The following is an 18997-nucleotide window of genomic DNA, read 5'->3' as shown; positions in this document are numbered from 1 at the left end:
GGCGCGGTGGTGCTGGCGCAGACCGGCGCGCGCGTCGCCGCGCGGCTGTATGCGCTGTTCGCGGCCGCCGCCGCGGCGGGCGTCGCCGCGCTGCCGTGGTGGGCGGCGCGCGCATACGGCTTCGATCCGCAGCCGGCGCTGGCCGGCTTCGCGTTGGTGCCGCTGATGGTGGCGATCGTGCTGTGGCGCGTTGCGCGCGGCGCGACGCCGCGCGGCGTCGCGTTGGCCGCGACGGCCCTGGCCGCATCCGCGCTGCTGGCCGGCGCGCTGGCGCTGCGTCCGGCGCTGGACGTGACGCCCGCCGCGCGCTTCGTCGCCGCCGCGCAGGCCGAGGACCGCCCGATCGCGCATATCGACTGGCACAACGGCCTGTTCGGCTACACCGGCCGGCTGCGCCAGCCGCTGCCGGTGATCGCGCGCGCCGACGTGCGCGCGTGGTGCCTGGCGCATCCCGACGGTTATCTGATGGCCAGCGAGGGCGGCGACGAGCCCCGCGGCGTCGCGCCGTGGCGCAGCTGGCCCTATTTCAACAGCGGCCATCGCCGCATCGGCGTCTGGCGCGCGTCGGACCTGATCGCCGCGCCGGCGATGCCGTAGCCGGCGGCACGCGCGGCGTGCTTGCACGAGCCTGCGTGCAGGCGACCGCGCGTGCTCCGGACTTGCCGCGGAGACACCGCGTCATGACGGGTGCGGGTGCCGACCATGGGACCTGCCCGGAAGGGCAAGGGGCGGGGGTCAAAGGGGGACGGGAGACGCGGGCGGGGGCATGTCGGTGCGACGACGTGCGGGGGCTCGGAGCCCCGTTCGTCCTGAGCGCAGCGAAGCGGAGTCGAAGGGCGTCGCGAAATGCCCTCGACTTCCCGAGCCCTTCGACGGGTTCAGGATGAACGACGGCCCTCAGGGCCGCTGTCGAAGGGCGGCAAGGATGCGTGCCTCGACTCCGCTCGCTGACGCAAGCCACGCTCGGCACGAACGGGCGTGAACGGCTGAGCAGTGGGACCCATCGGGCTGGAAGAGGTGCCGGGCGCCGACGCTCAGAAATTCGGCTTCAGCGGCGCCGCGTCGTAGCGCGCCACGCCGGCCTCGATCTCCGCGCGCGCCGCGTCGGCGCCGCCCCAACCCTCGACCTTCACCCACTTGCCCTTCTCGAGGTCCTTGTAGTGCTCGAAGAAGTGGCCGATGCGCTCCAGCCAGTGGCCGGACACCTGACCGATGTCGGTGATGTGCGCGTAGCCGGCGAACACCTTGGCCGCCGGCACCACCACCAGTTTCTCGTCGCTGCCGGCCTCGTCGCTCATGCGCAGGATGCCCACCGGCCGGCAGCGGATCACCGCGCCCGGCACCAGCGACAGCGGCAGGATCACCAGCGCGTCCAGCGGATCGCCGTCGCCGCCCAGCGTGTGCGGCACGTAGCCGTAGTTGCACGGGTAGCGCATCGGCGTCGACAGCACGCGGTCGACGAAGATCGCGCCGGTGACCTTGTCCACCTCGTACTTGACCGGCTCGGCGTCCTTCGGAATCTCGATGACGACGTTGATCTCGTGCGGCACGTCGCGGCCGGCGGGGACCAGGTCGAGGCCCATGGCGTTGCTCCTGCATGTCCGGGGGAAAAGACCGGAAAGCATACGGCAATCCGTGTTGCGTCGCACCAAAGACCGCGCCCGGAAGGCGCTTTGGCGCTTCCGCCGCGGAACGGCCTCCGCCCGGCGACGTCGCGCGGGAAGGACGAGCTACGCCGCCACGCCGGACGCCACCCGGCTTGGATCCGCGGCTGCCCGCGGCGCCCGGCCGCGCAGGCGCGCCAGCGCGCGCGCCATGCGCCGCGCCGCTTCCTCGAGCTCGGCTTCGTCGAGATAGCTGAAGCCGAGGCGCAGATAGGGCTGCGGCCGCCGACGGAAGTCGAACGCGCGCGCGTCGCGGAAGCCCACGCCTTCGTCGGCGCCGGCGCGCGCCCAGGCGGCGACGTCGATGCCGTCGTCCGCGCGCGCCCACAACGCCAGGCCGCCCGCGGGCAGGCGGAAGCGCAGCGCGCCGCCGAGATGGCGCGCGAGGGCGTCGGCCAGCGCGTCGCGGCGGGCAGCGTAGACGCGCCGCGTGCGCCGCACGTGGCGCAGCAGCTCGCCGTCCTCGAACAGCTCGGCGATCGCGCACTCCATGGCGGCGTCGCCACGCGCGTCGCTGGCCGCGCGCAGCGCCGCCAGCCGTTCGAACACCGGCGGCGGCGCCGTCACGAAGGCGGTGCCGATGCCGGGCGCCAGCACGCCGGACAACGCGCCGACGTAGACCACGTTGGCGCGGCCGGCGCCGGCCGCGATCGGCAGCACCGGCTTGCCGGCGTAATGGTACTCGTGGTCGTAGTCGTCCTCGATGATGGCGAAACGGTGCTCCAGCGCCAGCGCGGCCAGCCGCGCGCGCCGCGGCGCCGACATCACGCGCGTGGTCGGGAACTGGTGGTGCGGCGTCAGGAGCACCGCGCGCACGCGCTCGCGAGCCAGCAGCGCCTGCAGCGCGTCGACGTCGAGGCCGTCGTCGTCGAGCGGCAGCGGCAGCAGGCGCGCGCCGGCCATCTGCAGCACGCTCCACGCCGGCGGATAGCCGAACGCCTCGACGGCGACGACGTCGCCGGGCGCCAGCAGCGCGCGTGCGACCAGATCGATCGCCTGCTCGATGCTGCGTGTCACCATCACGTTCTCCGGCGTCGCCGACAGGCCGCGCGTGCGCGCCAGCATGTCCGCCAATGCGCAACGCAGGCGCGGATGGCCGCAGGGATCGGTGTAGCCGAGCAGGCTGCGCGCGCGCGGACCGATCGCACGACGGAACGCGCGCGCCAACGCCGCGCTCGGAAACAGGCGCGGATCGGGAACGCCGGCGGCCAGCGACAGCGCGCCGGCCGCGGCGGGCGCGGGCGGCGCCGGCAGATGCGGCGGCATCGGCGCCAGCGCGTAGGTCGGCGCATCTGCCGGTGCGGGCTGCGCGCGCGGCGGCGGTGCCGTCGCGGCGACGCGCGTGCCGCCGCCGACGCGCGTGTCCACCAGCCCTTCCGCGGCCAGCTCGTCGTAGCCGGCGACCACGGTGTTGCGGCTGACGCCGAGCGATTGCGCCAGCTCGCGCGTGCCCGGCAGCGGATCGCCGGGCTTCAGCCGGCCGCGGTGGATGTCGTCCGCGATCGCGTTGGCCAGCTGCAGGAACAGCGGCAGGCGATCGTCGGCCCCGAGTGCAACGGTCAGTTCCCATCGGCGCATACCGCCCGAGGACGGCGCCGGACCGCAAACCGTCGCAAAAGTGGCGCTTCCGGGGAGCGCGGATGCGGAACACGCTGCCGGCGCGTTTCCCCATGAACCCGGAGGATCGTATGCGCCAGATCACATCCCTCGTCCTCGCCGCCGTCGCCGCGCTGGCGGCCGCGCCTGCCGCGACCGCGGCGGAGACGCTCTATCACGTCGGCTACCTCGACTCGCTGGGCGGCGCGTCCAGTTCGGGCAACAGTCTCAACGACTTCGGCCTGATCGCCGGCACCTCCAACCTGGCGGACGATGAGCACGCCCACGCCGCCGCCTGGCTGTACGGCGCGAAGCGCGACCTCGGCACGCTCGGCGGGCCGAACAGCAACGTGGTGTGGCCGGTGAAGAACGTGTTCGGCCGCATCACCGGCATCGCGCAGACCTCGAAGCCGCAGCCGCTCGGCGAGAGCTGGAGCTGCTCGGCGTTCTTCGTCGGCGCCGACGCGGCCAAGTACACCTGCCTCGGCTTCGTCTGGGAGTTCGGCCGCATGCGCGCGCTGCCCACGCTGGGCGGCGACAACGGCTTCGCCACCGGCAGCAACAACCTGGGGCAGACCGTCGGCTGGGCGGAGAACACCGTGCGCGACCCCACCTGCACCAACGGCCAGGTGCTGCAGTTCCGTCCGGTGGTGTGGGGGCCGAGGCCGCGGCAGATCCGCGAACTGCCGCTGCCGCCCGGCGACAGCAGCGGCGCCGCCACTGCGCTGAACGACAGCGGGCAGATCGTCGGCATCTCCGGCATCTGCGACCAGGCGGTCGGCCGTTTCTCCGCCGCGCACGCGGTGCTGTGGGAGGGCGGCCGCGTGACCGATCTAGGCAACCTCGGCGGCGTGGCCTGGAACACGCCGATGGCGATCAACCGCAACGGCGACGTGGTCGGTTTCGCCAACGTGCCCGGCGGCGCCACGCCGGGCTCGCTGAACGAGCACGCCTTCCTGTGGACGCGCGACGGCGGCATGCAGGATCTCGGCACGCTGGGGCCGGAGGACGTGCATAGCCAAGCGCTCGGCATCAACGACCGGCGCCAGGTGGTCGGCGTGTCCTGCACGGCGCACTTCGCCAGCTGCCGGCCGTTCCTCTGGCAGGACGGCGCGATGGTCGACCTGAACGCGCGCCTCGCCGCCGGTTACGACGGCGTGCTGGTCGCCGCGCAGGACATCAACGATCTCGGCCAGATCACCGGCCAGGCGTTCGATCCGGCCAGCGGCACGCTGAAGGCGTACTGGGCGATCCCGGCGGCGGGCGACAGCGCCGCCGCCGGCACGACCGCGATGCACGACGGCGTGCGCCTGCCGGTGCACGCGCGCCGCGCGCTGCTGCGCCGGCTCGGCTTCGGCACGGCGGCGGCCGAGCGTTGAGCGCGAAGGGCGGAAGCGCCGCGCCGCGGCGCTTCCGCCAGGACGCGGAGCGCCGCCGTGCGCGGCGCCGATCAGAGCAGCGGGATCAGCAGCAGCGCGACGATGTTGATGATCTTGATCAGCGGATTGACCGCCGGGCCGGCGGTGTCCTTGTACGGGTCGCCCACGGTGTCGCCGGTGACCGCCGCCTTGTGCGCGTCGGAGCCCTTGCCGCCGTGGTGGCCGTCCTCGATGTACTTCTTGGCGTTGTCCCAGGCGCCGCCGCCGGTGGTCATCGAGATGGCGACGAACAGGCCGGTGACGATGGTGCCGATCAAGAGACCGCCCAGCGCCTTCGGTCCGAGCAGCAGGCCGACGACGATCGGCACGATCACCGGCAGCAGCGAGGGCACGATCATCTCCTTGATCGCCGAGCGCGTCAGCATGTCCACCGCGCGGTCGTACTGCGGCTTGCCGGTGCCCTGCATGATGCCGGCGATCTCGCGGAACTGGCGACGCACTTCCTCGACCACCGCGCCGGCGGCGCGGCCGACCGCTTCCATCGCCATCGCGCCGAACAGGTAGGGGATCAGGCCGCCGATCAGCAGGCCGATGATCACCATGTGGTCGGACAGGTCGAAGGCGAAGGTTTCGCCCGGGTGCGCGGTCTGCAGGTTGTGCGTGTAGTCGGCGAACAGCACCAGCGCGGCCAGCGCGGCGGAGCCGATCGCATAGCCTTTGGTCACCGCCTTGGTGGTGTTGCCCACCGCGTCCAGCGGATCGGTGACGGCGCGCACTTCCGGCGGCAGCTCGCTCATCTCGGCGATGCCGCCGGCGTTGTCGGTGATCGGGCCGTAGGCGTCCAGCGCGACGATCATGCCGGCCATCGACAGCATCGCCGTGGCGGCGATGGCGATGCCGTACAGGCCGCCCAGCGCATACGCGCCCCAGATCGCCACGCACACCGCGATCACCGGCAGCGCGGTCGCCTTCATCGACACGCCGAGGCCGGCGATGATGTTGGTGCCATGGCCGGTGGTGGAGGCCTGCGCGATGTGGCGCACCGGCCGGAACTGCGTGCCGGTGTAGTACTCGGTGATCCACACGATGGCGCCGGTCAGCGCCAGGCCGATCAGCGCGCAGTAATAGAGATGCATCGCGCCGTGGCTGTTGTCGCCCATCATCGCGGTGGTGATCGGATAGAACGCGATCGCCGCCAGCACCGCGGAGACGATCACGCCGCGGTACAGCGCGCCCATGATCGAGCCGCCCGCCTTCACGCGCACGAAGAACGTGCCGATGATCGAGGCGACGATCGAGGCGCCGCCCAGCACCAGCGGATACAGCACGGCGTTGGCGCCGGCCTCGGCCGCCATCAGGCCGCCGAGCAGCATGGTGGCGATCACCGTCACCGCGTAGGTCTCGAACAGGTCGGCGGCCATGCCGGCGCAGTCGCCGACGTTGTCGCCGACGTTGTCGGCGATCACCGCCGGGTTGCGCGGGTCGTCCTCGGGAATGCCGGCCTCGACCTTGCCGACCAGGTCGGCGCCGACGTCGGCGCCCTTGGTGAAGATGCCGCCGCCGAGGCGCGCGAAGATCGAGATCAGCGAGGAGCCGAAGGCCAGGCCGACCAACGCGTGCAGCGCCGCCTCGCCCTCGAGACCGAAGCGCTGCAGCGCGAACCAGTAGCCGGCGACCCCGAGCAGGCCGAGGCCGACCACCAGCAGGCCGGTGATCGCGCCGCCGCGGAAGGCGACGTTCATCGCCGGCGTCAGGCCGGCGCGCGCGGCTTCGGCGGTGCGCACGTTGGCGCGCACCGAGACGTTCATGCCGATGTAGCCGGCGGCGCCGGACAGCAGCGCGCCGATCACGAAGCCGATCGCGGTCGGCCAGGTGAGAAAGAATCCGATCACCACGAACAGCGCCACGCCGACCATCGCGATGGTGGTGTACTGGCGGTTGAGGTAGGCGCGCGCGCCTTCCTGGATCGCCGCGGCGATTTCCTGCATGCGCGCGCTGCCGGCGGCCCTGGCCAGCACCCAGCGCACCGAGAACGCGCCGTACAAGATCGCGACGACCGCGCAGGCAAGCGCGATCCACAAGCCGTACTGCTGCAGCATCGACCCTCTCCCCTTGGATTGGACGAACGAGGCCGCCCGGAACGGGCGGCTCGCCCGAGTATAGCCAGCGCGCGCCGGCCGGCTTTGTGCGCTGCAGCGCGTGCGCGGGCCGGGGTTACACTGCGGCATGGCGACCTTTCACGCCATGCTGCCGAGACCGCCATGTTCACGCCGACGCTCGCCGAACGCCGCACCGCCTTCCGCCGCCTGCACGAGCGCGGCTGTTTCGTCATGCCGAACGCCTGGGACCCCGGCTCGGCGCGCGCGCTGCAGCAGCTCGGCTTCGCGGCGATCGCCAGCACCAGCGCCGGCTTCGCCTTCTCGCGCGGACGCGCCGACGGCGCGGTCGGCGTCGACGAGGTGCTGGCGCATTTGCGCGATCTCGTCGCCGCGACGCCGCTGCCGGTGAACGCCGACTTCGAGGACGGCCATGCGCGCGACCTGGATGCGCTGGCCGCCAACGTGCGCCGCTGCGTCGACACCGGCGTGGCCGGGCTGTCGATCGAGGACGCGAGCGGCGACGCCGCGCAGCCGCTGTATCCGCTCGAGGAAGCGGTCGCGCGCCTGCGCGCCGCGCGCGCGGCGATCGACGCCGCGGGCGGCGAGGTGCTGCTGGTCGCCCGCGCCGAGTGTTTCCTGGTCGGCCACCCCGATCCGCTGGCCGAATCGCTGCGCCGCCTCACCGCCTACGCGGAAGCCGGCGCCGACTGCCTGTTCGCGCCGGGTTTGCGCACGGAAGCGGAGATCGCCGCGGTGGTGGCGGCGGTGGCGCCGAAGCCGGTCAACGTGCTGGTCGGCTCCGCCGCGCCGTTCGACGTGGCGCGCCTCGCCGCGCTGGGCGTGCGCCGCATCAGCGTCGGCGGCGCGCTGGCGCGCGCGGCCTGGACCGGCTTCCTGCACGCCGCGCGCGCGTTGGCCGAAGGCCGCTTCGACGGCTTCGCCGGCGCGACGCCGCACGCCGAGCTGAACGCGATGTTCCGCGAGGCGCCGCGCGACTGATTGCGGCGCGCGTGCCTCGCCTCACCGCGCGCGCGGCGGGCCGCGGCGTGCGGTGGCGGCGCGCGAACGCTGCGGCGGCGGCGCCAGCACGGTGTCGCGCAGCCACGTGCGCAGCGCCGCGAGGTCGGGATGGGAGCCCGCGTCGGCAGCGTGGACGAAGTAATAGCCGTAGCCCGGCAGCGTCGGTCCGAACGGCTGCACCAGCACGCCCCGCGCGAGTTCATCGGCGACCAGCGTCAGGCTGAGCAGCGCGACGCCCTGGCCGGCGATCGCCGCCTGGATCGCATGGCTCTCGTCGCTGAAGGTGACGCCCGGCGCCGCCGGCGCACCGCGCAGGCCGGCGTGACGGAACCACAGCGGCCAGGTCGGCGCATCCTTCGCCGGCCGATGCCAGGCGAAATGCAGCAGCGTGTTCGCTGCCAGGTCCTGCGGGCGGCGCACGCCGAGCACGGGACTGCAGACGGGAGCGAAGCGGTCGCGCAGCAGCAGTTCCGCGCGCAGTCCCGTGTAGCCGCCGCGGCCGTAGCGCACGGCCGCGTCGACGCCACCGCCCCCCAGGCGGACCGTCTCCTCCGAGGCATGCAGGCGCAATTCGATCGCCGGATGTGCCGCGCGCAGGGCCGCCAGATTCGGCACCAGGCGCTGCGCTACGAAGGCGGGGGTGGCCGAAAGAGTAAGCGGTCGAAGCGCATCGCGATGGGTGAGGTCGGCCAAGGCGCGCGCCATCGCATCGAAGCCGTCGCGCAGGTGCGGATAGAGCTCGCGGCCGGTAGGCGTCAGCGACACCCGCCGGGTATGGCGTTCGAACAGGCGCACGCCGAGCAGTTCCTCCAGCCTGCGCACCTGATGGCTGATCGCGGTCGGCGTGACCGCGAGTTCGACGGCGGCGCGTCGAAAGCTCAACAGGCGCGCGGCCGCTTCGAAGGCGCGCAAGGCGGAGAGTGGCGGCAGGCGCCGAGGCGCGCTGTCTATGGGTGACATGTTCTCATCTATGCGAGGACAAATGATCGTTTGTCGCGGCGGCAGCGCAGTTTCTAGCATCTGCGCCATGTCCGCGCCGCACGCCGCCCGTGCGCGCGCTTCCCTTCGCCGTCACGCCAGGAACGCCATGATTACTTTGCTTCATCTCGATGCCAGCGCCCGCCCGGGCAGGTCCGGATTGCACGGTCACGGTTCACACAGCCGTCGCTTGAGCGCGCGGTTCGTCGCGCGCTGGCGCGACCTGCGGCCCGCCGACAGCGTAGTCTATCGCGATCTTGGCCAGCGACCGCCGGCGCCGGTCGACGCAGCGTGGGTGCACGCGGCTTTCACGCCGCCGACGGCGCGCTCGCCCTGGATGCAGCAGCGGCTGGCCGAAAGCGACATGCTGGTGGACGAACTGCTGCAGGCCGACGTGATCGTCGCCGGCGTGCCGATGTACAACTTCGGTCCGCCGGCCACGTTCAAGGCCTACGTCGACAACATCGTGCGGGTCGGCCGCACCTTCGGCTTCGATCGCAGCCGCGCCGGCGAGCCGTACTGGCCGCTGCTGGCGGAGCTCGGCAAGACGCTGGTGCTGGTCACCTCGCGCGGCGACTACGGCTACGCCGCCGGCGAACGCCTGGCGCCGCAGGACCACCTGGGGCCGTGGGTGCGCACGGCGTTCGGCTACATCGGCATCGGCGACGTGCACGAGGTGGCGGTGGAATACGACGAGTTCGGCGGCGAGCGTCTGCAGCAATCGCTCGAACGCGCGTCGGCCGATATCGATGCGCTGGCGGAGCGGCTGGCGCAACAGCACCCGCGTCGCGCGGCCTGATGCGGCAGCAGCCGAGCCGGCCGCCGCCGTTCCTTCCGCGGCTCAGCGGTCGGCGACGCGGTATTCCGGCAGCTTCTTCGCCACTGCCGCATTCTTCAGCCGCACGTACTTCGGCAGGCCGTCGGCGCCGTAGGGCGGCGCGGCCTCGCCGCGGATCAGCGGCGCGAGGTAGCGGCGCGCGGCGGCGGTGATGCCGTAGCCGTCGCGGCGGATGAAGCTCGGCGGCAGCTTCTTCTCGTGGTTGGCGATCTTCGCCAGCGGCGCCGGCGCGATCTTCCAGCGGTAGGGCGCGTCGGAGGTGCGCACGATCACCGGCATCACCGCGTTCTCGCCGGCCAGCGCGTACTCGACCGCGGCCTTGCCGACCGCCCAGGCCTGATCGTGGTCGGTCTTCGACGCGGCGTGGCGCGCCGAGCGTTGCAGGTAGTCGGGCAGCGCCCAGTGGTATTTGTAGCCGAGCTTCGCCTTGACCAGCGCCGCCAGCGCCGGCGCCACGCCGCCCAACTGCGCATGGCCGAACGCGTCGCGCGTGCCGGCTTCGGCGAGGAAGCGGCCCTCGGCGTTCTTCAGGCCTTCGGAGGCCACCACCACGCAGTAACCGACGCGCTCGACGGTGGCCTTCACGCGCGCCAGGAACGCGTCCTCGTCGAAGGTGATTTCCGGGAACAGGATCAGGTGCGGCGCGTCGTCGGGCCCGTTGCCGGCGAGGCCGGCGGCGGCGGCGATCCAGCCGGCGTGGCGGCCCATCACCTCGAGGATGAACACCTTGGTCGAGGACTCGTACATCGAGGCGACGTCGAGGCTCGCTTCCAGCACCGACAGCGCGGTGTACTTCGCCACCGAGCCGAAGCCGGGGCAGCAGTCGGTGACGGCGAGGTCGTTGTCGACCGTCTTCGGCACGCCGATGCAGGCAATCTCGTAGCCGAGCGCCTTGCCGACCTGCGAGATCTTGTGCGCGGTGTCGGCGGAGTCGTTGCCGCCGTTGTAGAGGAACCAGCGGATGTCGTGCGCGCGCAGCACGTCGATCAGGCGCGCGTACTGCGCACGGTTCTCTTCGATCGACTTCAGCTTGTAGCGGCAGGAGCCGAAGGCGCCGCCCGGCGTCCAGGCCAGCGCGCGGATCGCCGCGGCGGATTCCTTCGAGGTGTCGATCAGGTCCTCGCGCAGCGCGCCGAGGATGCCGTTGCGCGCGGCGTACACCTTCACGCCGTGCTTGCGCGCGGTGTCGATCACCGCGGCGGCGGTGGTGTTGATCACGGCGGTGACGCCGCCCGACTGCGCGTACAGAAGCTTGCCCACGGCCATGCTGCTTCTCCCGTCGAGTGGCCGCCGGCGTGCGCCGAGGCGGCGTTTCCCTTGCAATTCCGCGGCATGCAGCGCGGCGGCGGCCTTCGTCGGTTTGACGCGGGCCCTGCCGAACCGTTAGCGTTAGCGGCGATTTTTCCCCTTCAAGTCTACCGGATGACCGCGGCGCGCCGCGGCATTGCGGAAGGATTCCGGACTCCCATGCGACTCGTGTTACTCGGCGCGCCCGGCTCGGGCAAGGGCACCCAGGCCGCCCGCCTGAAAACGGAGCTGAAGGTGGCGCACATCTCCACCGGCGACCTGCTGCGCGCCGCCGTCGCCGCCGGCACGCCGCTGGGCCTGAAGGCCAAGGCGGTGATGGAGGCCGGCCAGCTGGTGTCCGACGACATCGTGCTCGGCATGCTGGAGGAGCGCGTCTCGCAGCCGGACGCGCGCAACGGCTTCATCCTCGACGGCTATCCGCGCAACCTGGCGCAGGCCGACGCGCTGGACGGCCTGCTGGCGCGGCTGGGCCAGCCGCTGGACGCGGTGGTCAAGCTGAAGGTGCCGAGCGAGGTGATCGTCGGCCGCACCGAGCTGCGCTTCAAGGCGGAGGGCCGCGCCGACGACAATCCGGAGACGGTGCGCAAGCGCCTCGCCGTGTACGCCGAGCAGACCGCGCCAGTGGCCGAGCACTACGCGAAGCTGGGCAAGCTGCAGGTGGTCGACGGCGTCGGCAGCGTGGACGAGGTCTATGCGCGCATCCTCGCCGCGCTCGGCCAGCGCAGCGCGGCCAACGCCTGACGTCCCCCCCTCGCCGCGGCGATGCCGCCGCCGTTCAGCCGCACGCCGTAGTCTTGGCCGACCGACCCCGCGCGGCGAACCGCCGCGGAAGCCCGCCGATGCGCGAACTGTTCCCGATCGTCCGTGACCTCTGCCTGCTGCGGCGCGGCCCGCAGGACCTGCCGTACGCGCCGCGGCTGCCGCTGTGGCTGGGACTGGCGCTGGTCGCGCTGCAGATGCTGGCCAGCGGCCTGCACGGCGGCGCCGGCGCCGGGCTGGCGGGCGGCATCGCCTCGGTGCTGTTCCTGCTCGGCGCCGTGTATCTGCTGCTCGCGCTGCGCGGCCAGCGCGCGCGCTACGTGCAGACGGCGAGCGCGCTGCTCGGCGTGCTGCTGGCGTTCTCGCTGCTGGCGCTGCCATTGGCGCTGGCGATGGGGCCGCGGCTCGACATGATGCATCCGACCGCGCTGCAGCTGGTGCTGGTGTGGCCGCTGCTTGGCATCGCCGTCTGGCAGCTCTGCGCGATCGCCCACGTGCTGCGCCACGCGCTGGAGGTGCCGTTCGCCGGCGGCCTGCTGCTGGCGCTGCTGCTCGGCATCGGCAACTTCGCGCTGGTGCAGAGCGTTTTCCCGGCCTGACCGATCCGAACCCGCGGCCCACGACACGCGCCATGCGCATCCACATCCTCGGCATCTGCGGCACCTTCATGGGCGGCATCGCCGCGCTGGCGCGCGAGCTCGGCCACGAGGTGGAAGGCTCCGACGCCAACGTCTACCCGCCGATGAGCACGCAGCTCGAAGCGCTGGGCATCGCGCTGAAGTCCGGCTACGCCGCCGAGCACCTGCAGCCGGCGCCGGACCTGGTGATCGTCGGCAACGCGCTGTCGCGCGGCAACCCGGCGGTCGAATACCTGCTGGACGCGCGCCTGCCCTACGTGTCCGGGCCGCAGTGGTTGGGCGAAACCCTGCTGCGCCGGCGCGAGGTGCTGGCGCTGGCCGGCACGCACGGCAAGACCACCACCACCAGCCTGCTGGCGCATCTGCTGGAGCGCGCCGGCATGGCGCCCGGCTTCCTGGTCGGCGGCGTGCCGGGCAATTTCGGCGTGTCGGCGCGGCTGGGGCAGGGCGCGCCGTTCGTGATCGAGGCCGACGAGTACGACACCGCCTTCTTCGACAAGCGCTCGAAGTTCGTGCACTACCGGCCGCGCATCGCCGTGCTCAACAACCTCGAGTACGACCACGCCGACATCTTCCCCGACGTCGCCGCGATCCAGCGCCAGTTCCATCATCTCGTGCGCACCGTGCCCGGCAACGGCCGGTTGATCGTCAACGCCGAAGACGCGCGTCTCGCCGAGGTGCTGGCGATGGGCTGCTGGACGCCGGTGGAAACTTTCGGCATCGAGCGCGGCGACTGGCGCGCGCGGCTGCTCGAAGCGGACGGCTCCGCCTTCGCGGTGACGCGCGGCGGCGGAACGATCGGCGAGGTGCGCTGGCCGCTGCTCGGCCGGCACAACGTGATGAACGCGCTGGCCGCGCTCGCCGCGGCCGCCGCCGCGGGCGCCGACCCGGCGGCGCTGCTGCCGGCCTTCGCCGGCTTCGCCAACGTCAAGCGCCGCATGGAACTGGTCGGCGAGCACGGCGGCGTGCGCGTCTACGATGATTTCGCCCACCATCCCACCGCGATCGCCACCACCCTCGCCGGCCTGCGCGCGCGCGTCGGCGCGGCGCGCATCCTGGTGGCGCTGGAGCCGCGCTCCAACTCGATGCGCCTTGGCGCGCACGCCGCCGAGCTGGCGCCCAGCCTGCGCGACGCCGACGCGGTGGTGTTCCTGCACCGGCCGGAGCTGCCGTGGGACGCGCAGCGCGTCACCACGGCCCTGGACGGGCGCGGCCGCACCGCGCCGACGGTGGACGCGCTGATCGCCGCGCTGCTCGCCGAGACGCGCCCCGGCGACCACGTGGTGTTCATGTCGAACGGCGGCTTCGAGGCCGCGCCGCGGCGCTTCGCCGAGGCCCTGCGGGCGGCAGGTTGAGCGGCGAAAACGCCGCGGGCGCGGGTGCTAGACTCGCGGCGTGGCGCCGCTCGACATACCGCTGTTTCCGCTGTCCGCCGTGCTGTTCCCCGGCGGGCCGCTGCAGTTGCGCATCTTCGAACCGCGCTATCTCGACATGGTGCGGGAGTGCGCGCGTTCCGGCGCCGGCTTCGGCGTCTGCCTGATCCTGCAGGGCCGCGAGGCCGGCGAGCCGGCGGTGCCAGCGGCGGTCGGCACGCTGGCGCGCATCACCGACTTCTACACGCTGCCCGACGGTCTGCTCGGCATCGCCGCGGAAGGCTGCGCGCGCTTCCGCGTGCTCGGCACGCGCGTGCGCGACAACGGCCTGATGCACGGCCGCGTGCGCTTCTGGCCGGACGAACCGCAACTGGTCGTGCCGCCCGAGCACGGTCTGCTGCCGATCATCCTCGAGCGCCTGGTCGAGCAGCTCGGCCCGCACTACAAGGACGCGCCGCGCGCCTGCTACGACGACGCCAGTTGGGTCGGCTTCCGCCTGGCCGAACTGCTGCCGCTGACCCGCACCGAGCGCCAGCAGCTGCTGGAGCTGACCGATCCGATCGAGCGCCTGCGCGCCCTGCGCGACAGCCTGCCGAGGTTCCAACGCGCATGAGCGGCACCCTGCAAGGCAAGACCCTGTTCATCACCGGCGCCTCGCGCGGCATCGGCCTGGCGATCGCGCGGCGCGCGGCGCGCGACGGCGCCAACGTCGCCATCGCGGCGAAGAGCGCGGTGCCGAATCCGAAGCTGCCCGGCACCATCCACACCGCCGCCGCCGAGATCGAGGCGGCCGGCGGCAAGGCGCTGGCGCTGAAGGTGGACATCCGCGAGGAGGCCGAGGTGCAGGCGGCGGTGGCGCAGACGGTGGAGCGCTTCGGCGGCATCGACATCCTGGTCAACAACGCCAGCGCGATCTGGCTGGCCGGCACCGCCGGCACGCCGATGAAGCGTTTCGACCTGATGCACCAGGTCAACACGCGCGGCACCTTCATGACCACCCAGGCCTGCCTGCCGCACCTGAAGAAGGCGGCCAATCCGCACGTGCTGATGCTGTCGCCGCCGCTGAACATGAAGCCGCGCTGGTTCCAGGCGCACACCGCCTACACCATCGCCAAGTACGGCATGAGCATGTGCGTGCTGGGCATGAGCGCCGAGTTCGCGCGCGACGGCATCGCCGTCAACGCGCTGTGGCCGAAGACGGTGATCGCCACCGCCGCGATCGCCATGCTGGGCGGCATGGTGCGGCCGGAGAACTGCCGCACGCCGGAGATCGTCGCCGACGCGGCGCACCGCATCCTGACGCGGCCGGCGCGCGAGTTCAGCGGCCGCTTCTGCATCGACGAGGACGTGCTGCGCGAGGCCGGCGTCGGCGACTTCGCCAAGTACGCGGTCGAACCCGGCGCGCAACTGTTGCCGGACTTCTTCCTCGATCCCGATTAGGGGGCATCCGAACCATCCGTCGCGCTCGCGATGGCGGGCATGGCGCCGGTCGATGATCGCGCCGCGCTCTTGAACTCGCCGGCGCGCGCCCCGATGGATCGCGACGATCCCCCCTGGAGCGAGCCGATGAAATACCTGCACAGCATGGTGCGCGTGCGCGATCTCGACGCCGCGCTGCGCTTCTACTGCGACGGCCTCGGCCTGCGCGAGGTGCGCCGGCGCGACTACCCGCAGGGCAAGTACACGCTGGTGTTCCTGGCCGCGCCGGAGAGCCCGGAGGCCGAGCTCGAGCTGACCTACAACTGGGACTCGACCGAGGACTACGGCTCGGCGCGCAACTTCGGCCATCTGGCGTTCCGCGTCGACGATATCTACGCCGTCTGCGAACGGCTGCAGCGTCTCGGCGTCACCATCAACCGGCCGCCGCGCGACGGTCACATGGCGTTCGTGCGCTCGCCCGACCTGATCTCGATCGAGCTGCTGCAGAAGGGCGAGGCGCTGCCGCCGCGCGAGCCGTGGGCGTCGATGCCGAATACGGGAAACTGGTAAAAGCGCGCGAATCGGAGTAGATGAAACGTCCGCGCCGCTCCGTTTCGGGCGGGGCGGGCGGGGCCGGCGGGTCTTGCCGGATCCATGCCGCTGGCGGCCGGTATTGAGCAACGTCAAGCCGCCGTCACGGCGCGGTGTTAAAAATGGCATCGCGGATTCCCGCGGGGGGCCCCGATGCGGGGAGCTCCCGGAAAAGCAGGGGGAGGCCGCCGAGCCGTGCCGCCGCTTGTGCGGCGGTCCGGTCGCGCGAGGTTTGCCGGCGCACGCTTCGTTCGCTCGTTGTCGGGTGGGTGGGGCCGGTGCGTGCGAGGGTGCCATGGGCGTGCAGGGACTCGAGGCGTCCACCCGCAGTCTGGCGTGGTTCGGCACGCCGGACCCGCAGATGCACCGCGCGCTGGCGCAGGCGGGGTGGCGGGTGGTCGCCATCGACCCTTGCGGCGACGACGCCGCCGCGATGATCCGCGGCATCGATGCCTGGGTGGCGCTGGTCGAGTTCGACGCGGAGACGCCGCTGCGCCTGGTCGAGCAGCTCGCCAGCCAGCATCCCGAGGTGCAATGGCTGGCGCTGGTGCAGCCGGACGAGCTGGCCAAGCCGGCGGTGCGCGACCTGATCCGCTTCGCCTTCTTCGACTATTTCACGCCGCCGCTGGACGTGGGCCAGCTCGGCCTGGCGCTCGGCCACGCCTGGGGCAAGGCGCGGCTGGGGCGCGTCGACGGCGCGCCCAAGGCCGTCGATCTCGACGGCATGGTGGGCGCCAGCCGCGCGATGCACGCGCTCGCGCTCAGGATCCGCAAGTTCGTGCCGGTGGACGTGGCGGTGCTGGTGACCGGCGAGACCGGCACCGGCAAGGAGCTGGCGGCGCGCACGCTGCACCGCCTGTCGGCGCGCGCGTCCGGACCGTTCGTCGCCATCAACTGCGGCGCGCTGCCGGAGAAGCTGGTGCAGTCGGAACTGTTCGGCCACGAGCGCGGCGCCTTCACCGACGCCGCCACGCGCAAGATCGGCCGCATCGAGGCCGCGCACGGCGGCACCGTGTTCCTGGACGAGATCGGCGACCTGCCGCTGGAGGCGCAGGCCAACCTGCTGCGCTTCCTGCAGGACGGCACCATCGAGCGCGTCGGCGGCCATCAGCCGATCCGCGTGGACGCACGCGTGGTCGCCGCCACGCACGTCGACCTGGAGCGCGCGGTCGCGGAGGGCAGCTTCCGCGAGGACCTCTACTACCGCCTGAACGTGCTGCGCCTGCACATGCCGTCGTTGCGCGAGCGCAACGGCGACGTCGAACTGCTGGCGCATCACTTTCTCGATGCCTTCCGCCGCGAGCACGGCACGCGCGTGCGCGGCTTCACCCAGGCGGCGAAGGACGCGATGGCGGCCTATCCCTGGCCCGGCAACGTGCGCGAACTGATGAACCGCGTGCGCCGCGCGGCGGTGATGGCCGACGGCCCGCTGATCACCCCCGCGCACCTCGAGCTCGCCGAACCCGACGGCATGCTGCCCGCGTTCTCGCTGGAGAGCGCGCGCGATTCCGCCGAGCGCGACATGATCCTCGACTGCCTGCGCGAGTCGCGCTTCAACGTCAGCGAGTGCGCGCGCCGCCTCAAGGTGTCGCGCGTCACCGTGTACCGGCTGTGCAAGAAGCACGGGCTGGCGCGTTCTAGAACGTCATCGGCAGACGGACCGTGAACAGCACGTCCGGCGTGTCGCGCGTCAGGCCGGCGCCGAGGGTCATGTTCAGCGTGCTGGTGTCGTTGATGCGGTAGGCGACGCCGACCAGCAGCGTGCCCAGCGTGGTGCGCACCGAGCCGGGCACGGTCTGGCCGTTCTGCTTGGTCGTGCCGACGATGCTCTGGTCGTAGCCGATGCTGAGCGAGGCTTTCTCGTTCAGCGCCAGGCCGAGACCGAGGTTGAACTCGATGATGTCGCCGGCGCGGACCTTGCCGAGGAATTCGGTGTTGCCGTCCAGCACGTGCCGGCTGACGTTGTCGCGTGCGAAGTTGTGCAGGTAGCTGATGCTGCCGAACAGCACCGCCGGGTCGGAGGCGTACAGCCAGGTCAGGCCGGGCTGCACCGCGTAGAAGCCGGAGCCGGTGGGCAGTTCCAGCGGCAGGCCGGTGCCGGTGGTGTTGCCGACGCAGCGCTGCACGCAGTCGGTGGTCACCTCGAACGGGTCGCGGCCAGTGCGCGACTTGAAGCGCACCCAGCCGACGTAGAACGGCTTCTCGTAGTCGCCGCGGTTCAACTGGTAGCGCACGGTGAACTCGGCGTCGCCGATGTCGCTGCCGCTGGCGTGGAACACGCGGTCGACGGCGGTGCCGGTGAACACCTCGCGGCTGACCGTGTCGCCGGAGCTGTGCACGTAGGGCACGCGCAGCTCGACTTCGAGGCGGTTGGTCAGGCCGTAGCGGCCGGTCAGCGCGGCGGTCAGCGTGGTCGTCTTCACCTCGCGCACGTCGATCAGGCCGATCAGCAGCGCCGGGATGATGGTGTAGCCGACCAGCGCCACGCGGTCGCTGGAGGAGTAGCCGTATTGCAGCGACGGCTCCAGCACGAACTTGCGGCGCGGCGTCAGCACGCCGGGCTGGTCGAAGATCGGCGCCACCTCGGGCGGACGCGTGGCCGATTCCGGCGCCTGGCCGACCGGCCGGCTCGGCGGCGCGGGTTCGGTCTGCGCCTGCGCGCCCGCGGCCTGCGGCGCCGCGCCGCGGCCCGTGCCGCCGCGGTGCTTGGCCAGCGTCTGCTCGTCCAGCGCGTGCTGCAGCCGGCCGAGCGCGGCCTCCTGCTCGGCCAGCTCGCGCTTCAGCGCTTCCAGGCGCGCGATGTGCGCGTCGACGTCCTGGCGCAGCGCGGCGTAGCGCGCGTCGCTGCCGGCGTCGTCGGCAGGCGCGTCCTGCGCCTGCGCGAGGCCGGCGGCGACCGCCAGGGTGAGACAGCCCAACGTACCGATGCAGCGCGTGCGCACGTGATTCATGCCGTTTCGCGCGGGGACCGCCGCGCCGCGCCGGCCGGAGCCGAACCGTCCGCCGGTGCTGCGCCCTCGCCGGTCGACCCGCCACGCCTCCCTTGCCTGCCCTGAATGCCCTCCGCGCCGCGCGGCGCGGCCCTCGTCTTCTTCCTACTTGCCGCCCGCTGCGCCGAATACCGCCGACTGCAGCGTGTTCATCGCGTTGATCGTCTTGAAGTCCTGCAGCGTGTTCACCGCCGCGTCGATGGTGATCTGGTTGCGGATCACCTGGTTGTCGAGCGTGTTCTGGATCACCGTCGCGCCGTAGGTGGTCGCCATCGTGGCCGGGTCGAAGGTGTTGCCCGGACCGTTGCGGATCCAGGTGACGCTGCCGACCATCGCCGCCAGCGC

Annotated in this window: 17 protein-coding genes and 1 pseudogene; 11 read left to right on the top strand and 7 right to left on the bottom strand. The window is 72.3% G+C overall.

Features of this window, described 5'->3' with window-relative positions; translation table 11 throughout:
• The coding region (locus tag MBSD_RS15310; RefSeq protein ID WP_201797443.1) for a hypothetical protein at window positions 1–597 on the top strand (597 nt) is incomplete at its 5' end.
• 437 nt (window positions 598–1034) lie between these two features.
• Here the strand turns inward: MBSD_RS15310 and ppa are convergent.
• Window positions 1035–1583, bottom strand: a complete 549-nt coding sequence (gene ppa / locus MBSD_RS02435; RefSeq protein WP_062534729.1) for an inorganic diphosphatase — start codon at window positions 1581–1583, stop codon at window positions 1035–1037.
• A 147-nt stretch (window positions 1584–1730) separates the two neighbouring features.
• Window positions 1731–3242 carry a MocR-like pyridoxine biosynthesis transcription factor PdxR gene (pdxR, locus tag MBSD_RS02430; RefSeq protein WP_062534727.1) on the bottom strand — a complete coding sequence of 504 codons (1512 nt, stop codon included), beginning with the start codon at window positions 3240–3242 and terminating at the stop codon, window positions 1731–1733.
• A gap of 110 nt (window positions 3243–3352) precedes the next feature.
• On the opposite strand from pdxR, the gene MBSD_RS02425 reads away from it, so the two are divergent.
• Window positions 3353–4639, top strand: a complete 1287-nt coding sequence (locus MBSD_RS02425; protein ID WP_062534725.1) for an HAF repeat-containing protein — start codon at window positions 3353–3355, stop codon at window positions 4637–4639.
• A gap of 71 nt (window positions 4640–4710) precedes the next feature.
• Here MBSD_RS02425 and MBSD_RS02420 read toward each other — a convergent pair whose 3' ends face one another.
• Window positions 4711–6738, bottom strand: coding sequence for a sodium-translocating pyrophosphatase (locus tag MBSD_RS02420; protein WP_062534723.1), 2028 nt, complete (start codon window positions 6736–6738; stop codon window positions 4711–4713).
• Between the two features lie 162 nt (window positions 6739–6900).
• Here MBSD_RS02420 and MBSD_RS02415 point away from each other — a divergent pair, with 162 nt between their 5' ends.
• Entirely contained in the window at window positions 6901–7737 is an 837-nt protein-coding gene (locus MBSD_RS02415; protein ID WP_062534721.1) for an isocitrate lyase/PEP mutase family protein, read from the top strand.
• Between the two features lie 21 nt (window positions 7738–7758).
• On the opposite strand, the gene MBSD_RS02410 is transcribed toward MBSD_RS02415, so the two are convergent.
• On the bottom strand, window positions 7759–8718 hold the full coding sequence (locus MBSD_RS02410) for a LysR substrate-binding domain-containing protein (RefSeq protein WP_187300537.1): 960 nt from the start codon (window positions 8716–8718) through the stop codon (window positions 7759–7761).
• A 67-nt stretch (window positions 8719–8785) separates the two neighbouring features.
• Here MBSD_RS02410 and MBSD_RS02405 point away from each other — a divergent pair, with 67 nt between their 5' ends.
• On the top strand, window positions 8786–9535 hold the full coding sequence (locus MBSD_RS02405; RefSeq protein WP_336603246.1) for an FMN-dependent NADH-azoreductase: 750 nt from the start codon (window positions 8786–8788) through the stop codon (window positions 9533–9535).
• A gap of 42 nt (window positions 9536–9577) precedes the next feature.
• Here the strand turns inward: MBSD_RS02405 and MBSD_RS02400 are convergent, their stop codons facing one another.
• Entirely contained in the window at window positions 9578–10840 is a 1263-nt protein-coding gene (locus MBSD_RS02400; protein ID WP_062534717.1) for a 6-phosphofructokinase, read from the bottom strand.
• Between the two features lie 201 nt (window positions 10841–11041).
• Here MBSD_RS02400 and MBSD_RS02395 point away from each other — a divergent pair, with 201 nt between their 5' ends.
• The 7 genes from MBSD_RS02395 to MBSD_RS02365 all read left to right on the top strand — a co-directional run bounded on the left by MBSD_RS02395 (window position 11042) and on the right by MBSD_RS02365 (window position 17328).
• Window positions 11042–11623, top strand: coding sequence for an adenylate kinase (locus MBSD_RS02395; protein WP_062534715.1), 582 nt, complete (start codon window positions 11042–11044; stop codon window positions 11621–11623).
• Between the two features lie 98 nt (window positions 11624–11721).
• Window positions 11722–12240 carry a hypothetical protein gene (locus MBSD_RS02390; RefSeq protein WP_062534713.1) on the top strand — a complete coding sequence of 173 codons (519 nt, stop codon included), beginning with the start codon at window positions 11722–11724 and terminating at the stop codon, window positions 12238–12240.
• 32 nt (window positions 12241–12272) lie between these two features.
• Window positions 12273–13634 (top strand): UDP-N-acetylmuramate:L-alanyl-gamma-D-glutamyl-meso-diaminopimelate ligase, encoded by a 1362-nt coding sequence (mpl, locus tag MBSD_RS02385; RefSeq protein WP_062534711.1) that lies wholly within the window; start codon window positions 12273–12275, stop codon window positions 13632–13634.
• A 40-nt stretch (window positions 13635–13674) separates the two neighbouring features.
• Window positions 13675–14265 (top strand): LON peptidase substrate-binding domain-containing protein, encoded by a 591-nt coding sequence (locus MBSD_RS02380; RefSeq protein ID WP_062534709.1) that lies wholly within the window; start codon window positions 13675–13677, stop codon window positions 14263–14265.
• Window positions 14262–15092: an SDR family oxidoreductase gene (locus MBSD_RS02375; RefSeq protein WP_062534707.1), complete on the top strand. Its 831-nt coding sequence runs from the start codon at window positions 14262–14264 to the stop codon at window positions 15090–15092. Before MBSD_RS02380 ends, MBSD_RS02375 begins: the two co-directional genes overlap by 4 nt.
• Before the next feature lie 126 nt (window positions 15093–15218).
• Complete coding sequence (locus MBSD_RS02370) at window positions 15219–15641, top strand: VOC family protein (protein ID WP_062534733.1); 423 nt, start codon at window positions 15219–15221, stop codon at window positions 15639–15641.
• A 316-nt stretch (window positions 15642–15957) separates the two neighbouring features.
• Window positions 15958–17328, top strand: a complete 1371-nt coding sequence (locus MBSD_RS02365) for a sigma-54 dependent transcriptional regulator (RefSeq protein ID WP_062534706.1) — start codon at window positions 15958–15960, stop codon at window positions 17326–17328.
• Here MBSD_RS02365 and MBSD_RS02360 read toward each other — a convergent pair.
• Both MBSD_RS02360 and MBSD_RS15305 read right to left on the bottom strand, forming a co-directional pair.
• The gene (locus tag MBSD_RS02360) at window positions 17300–18613 is read right to left on the bottom strand and encodes an acetate kinase (RefSeq protein WP_062534703.1); all 1314 of its coding nucleotides are present in this window, start codon (window positions 18611–18613) and stop codon (window positions 17300–17302) included. The two genes, MBSD_RS02365 and MBSD_RS02360, sit on opposite strands and share 29 nt — an antisense overlap.
• Window positions 18614–18757: 144 nt before the next feature.
• Window positions 18758–18997 (bottom strand): annotated as a pseudogene (locus tag MBSD_RS15305) (hypothetical protein); the annotation flags it as partial.

Source organism: Mizugakiibacter sediminis (assembly GCF_000953855.2).
In the GTDB taxonomy this organism is placed as follows: Bacteria; Pseudomonadota; Gammaproteobacteria; order Xanthomonadales; family Rhodanobacteraceae; genus Mizugakiibacter; species Mizugakiibacter sediminis.
This window is presented reverse-complemented; position numbering and strand designations above follow the sequence as displayed.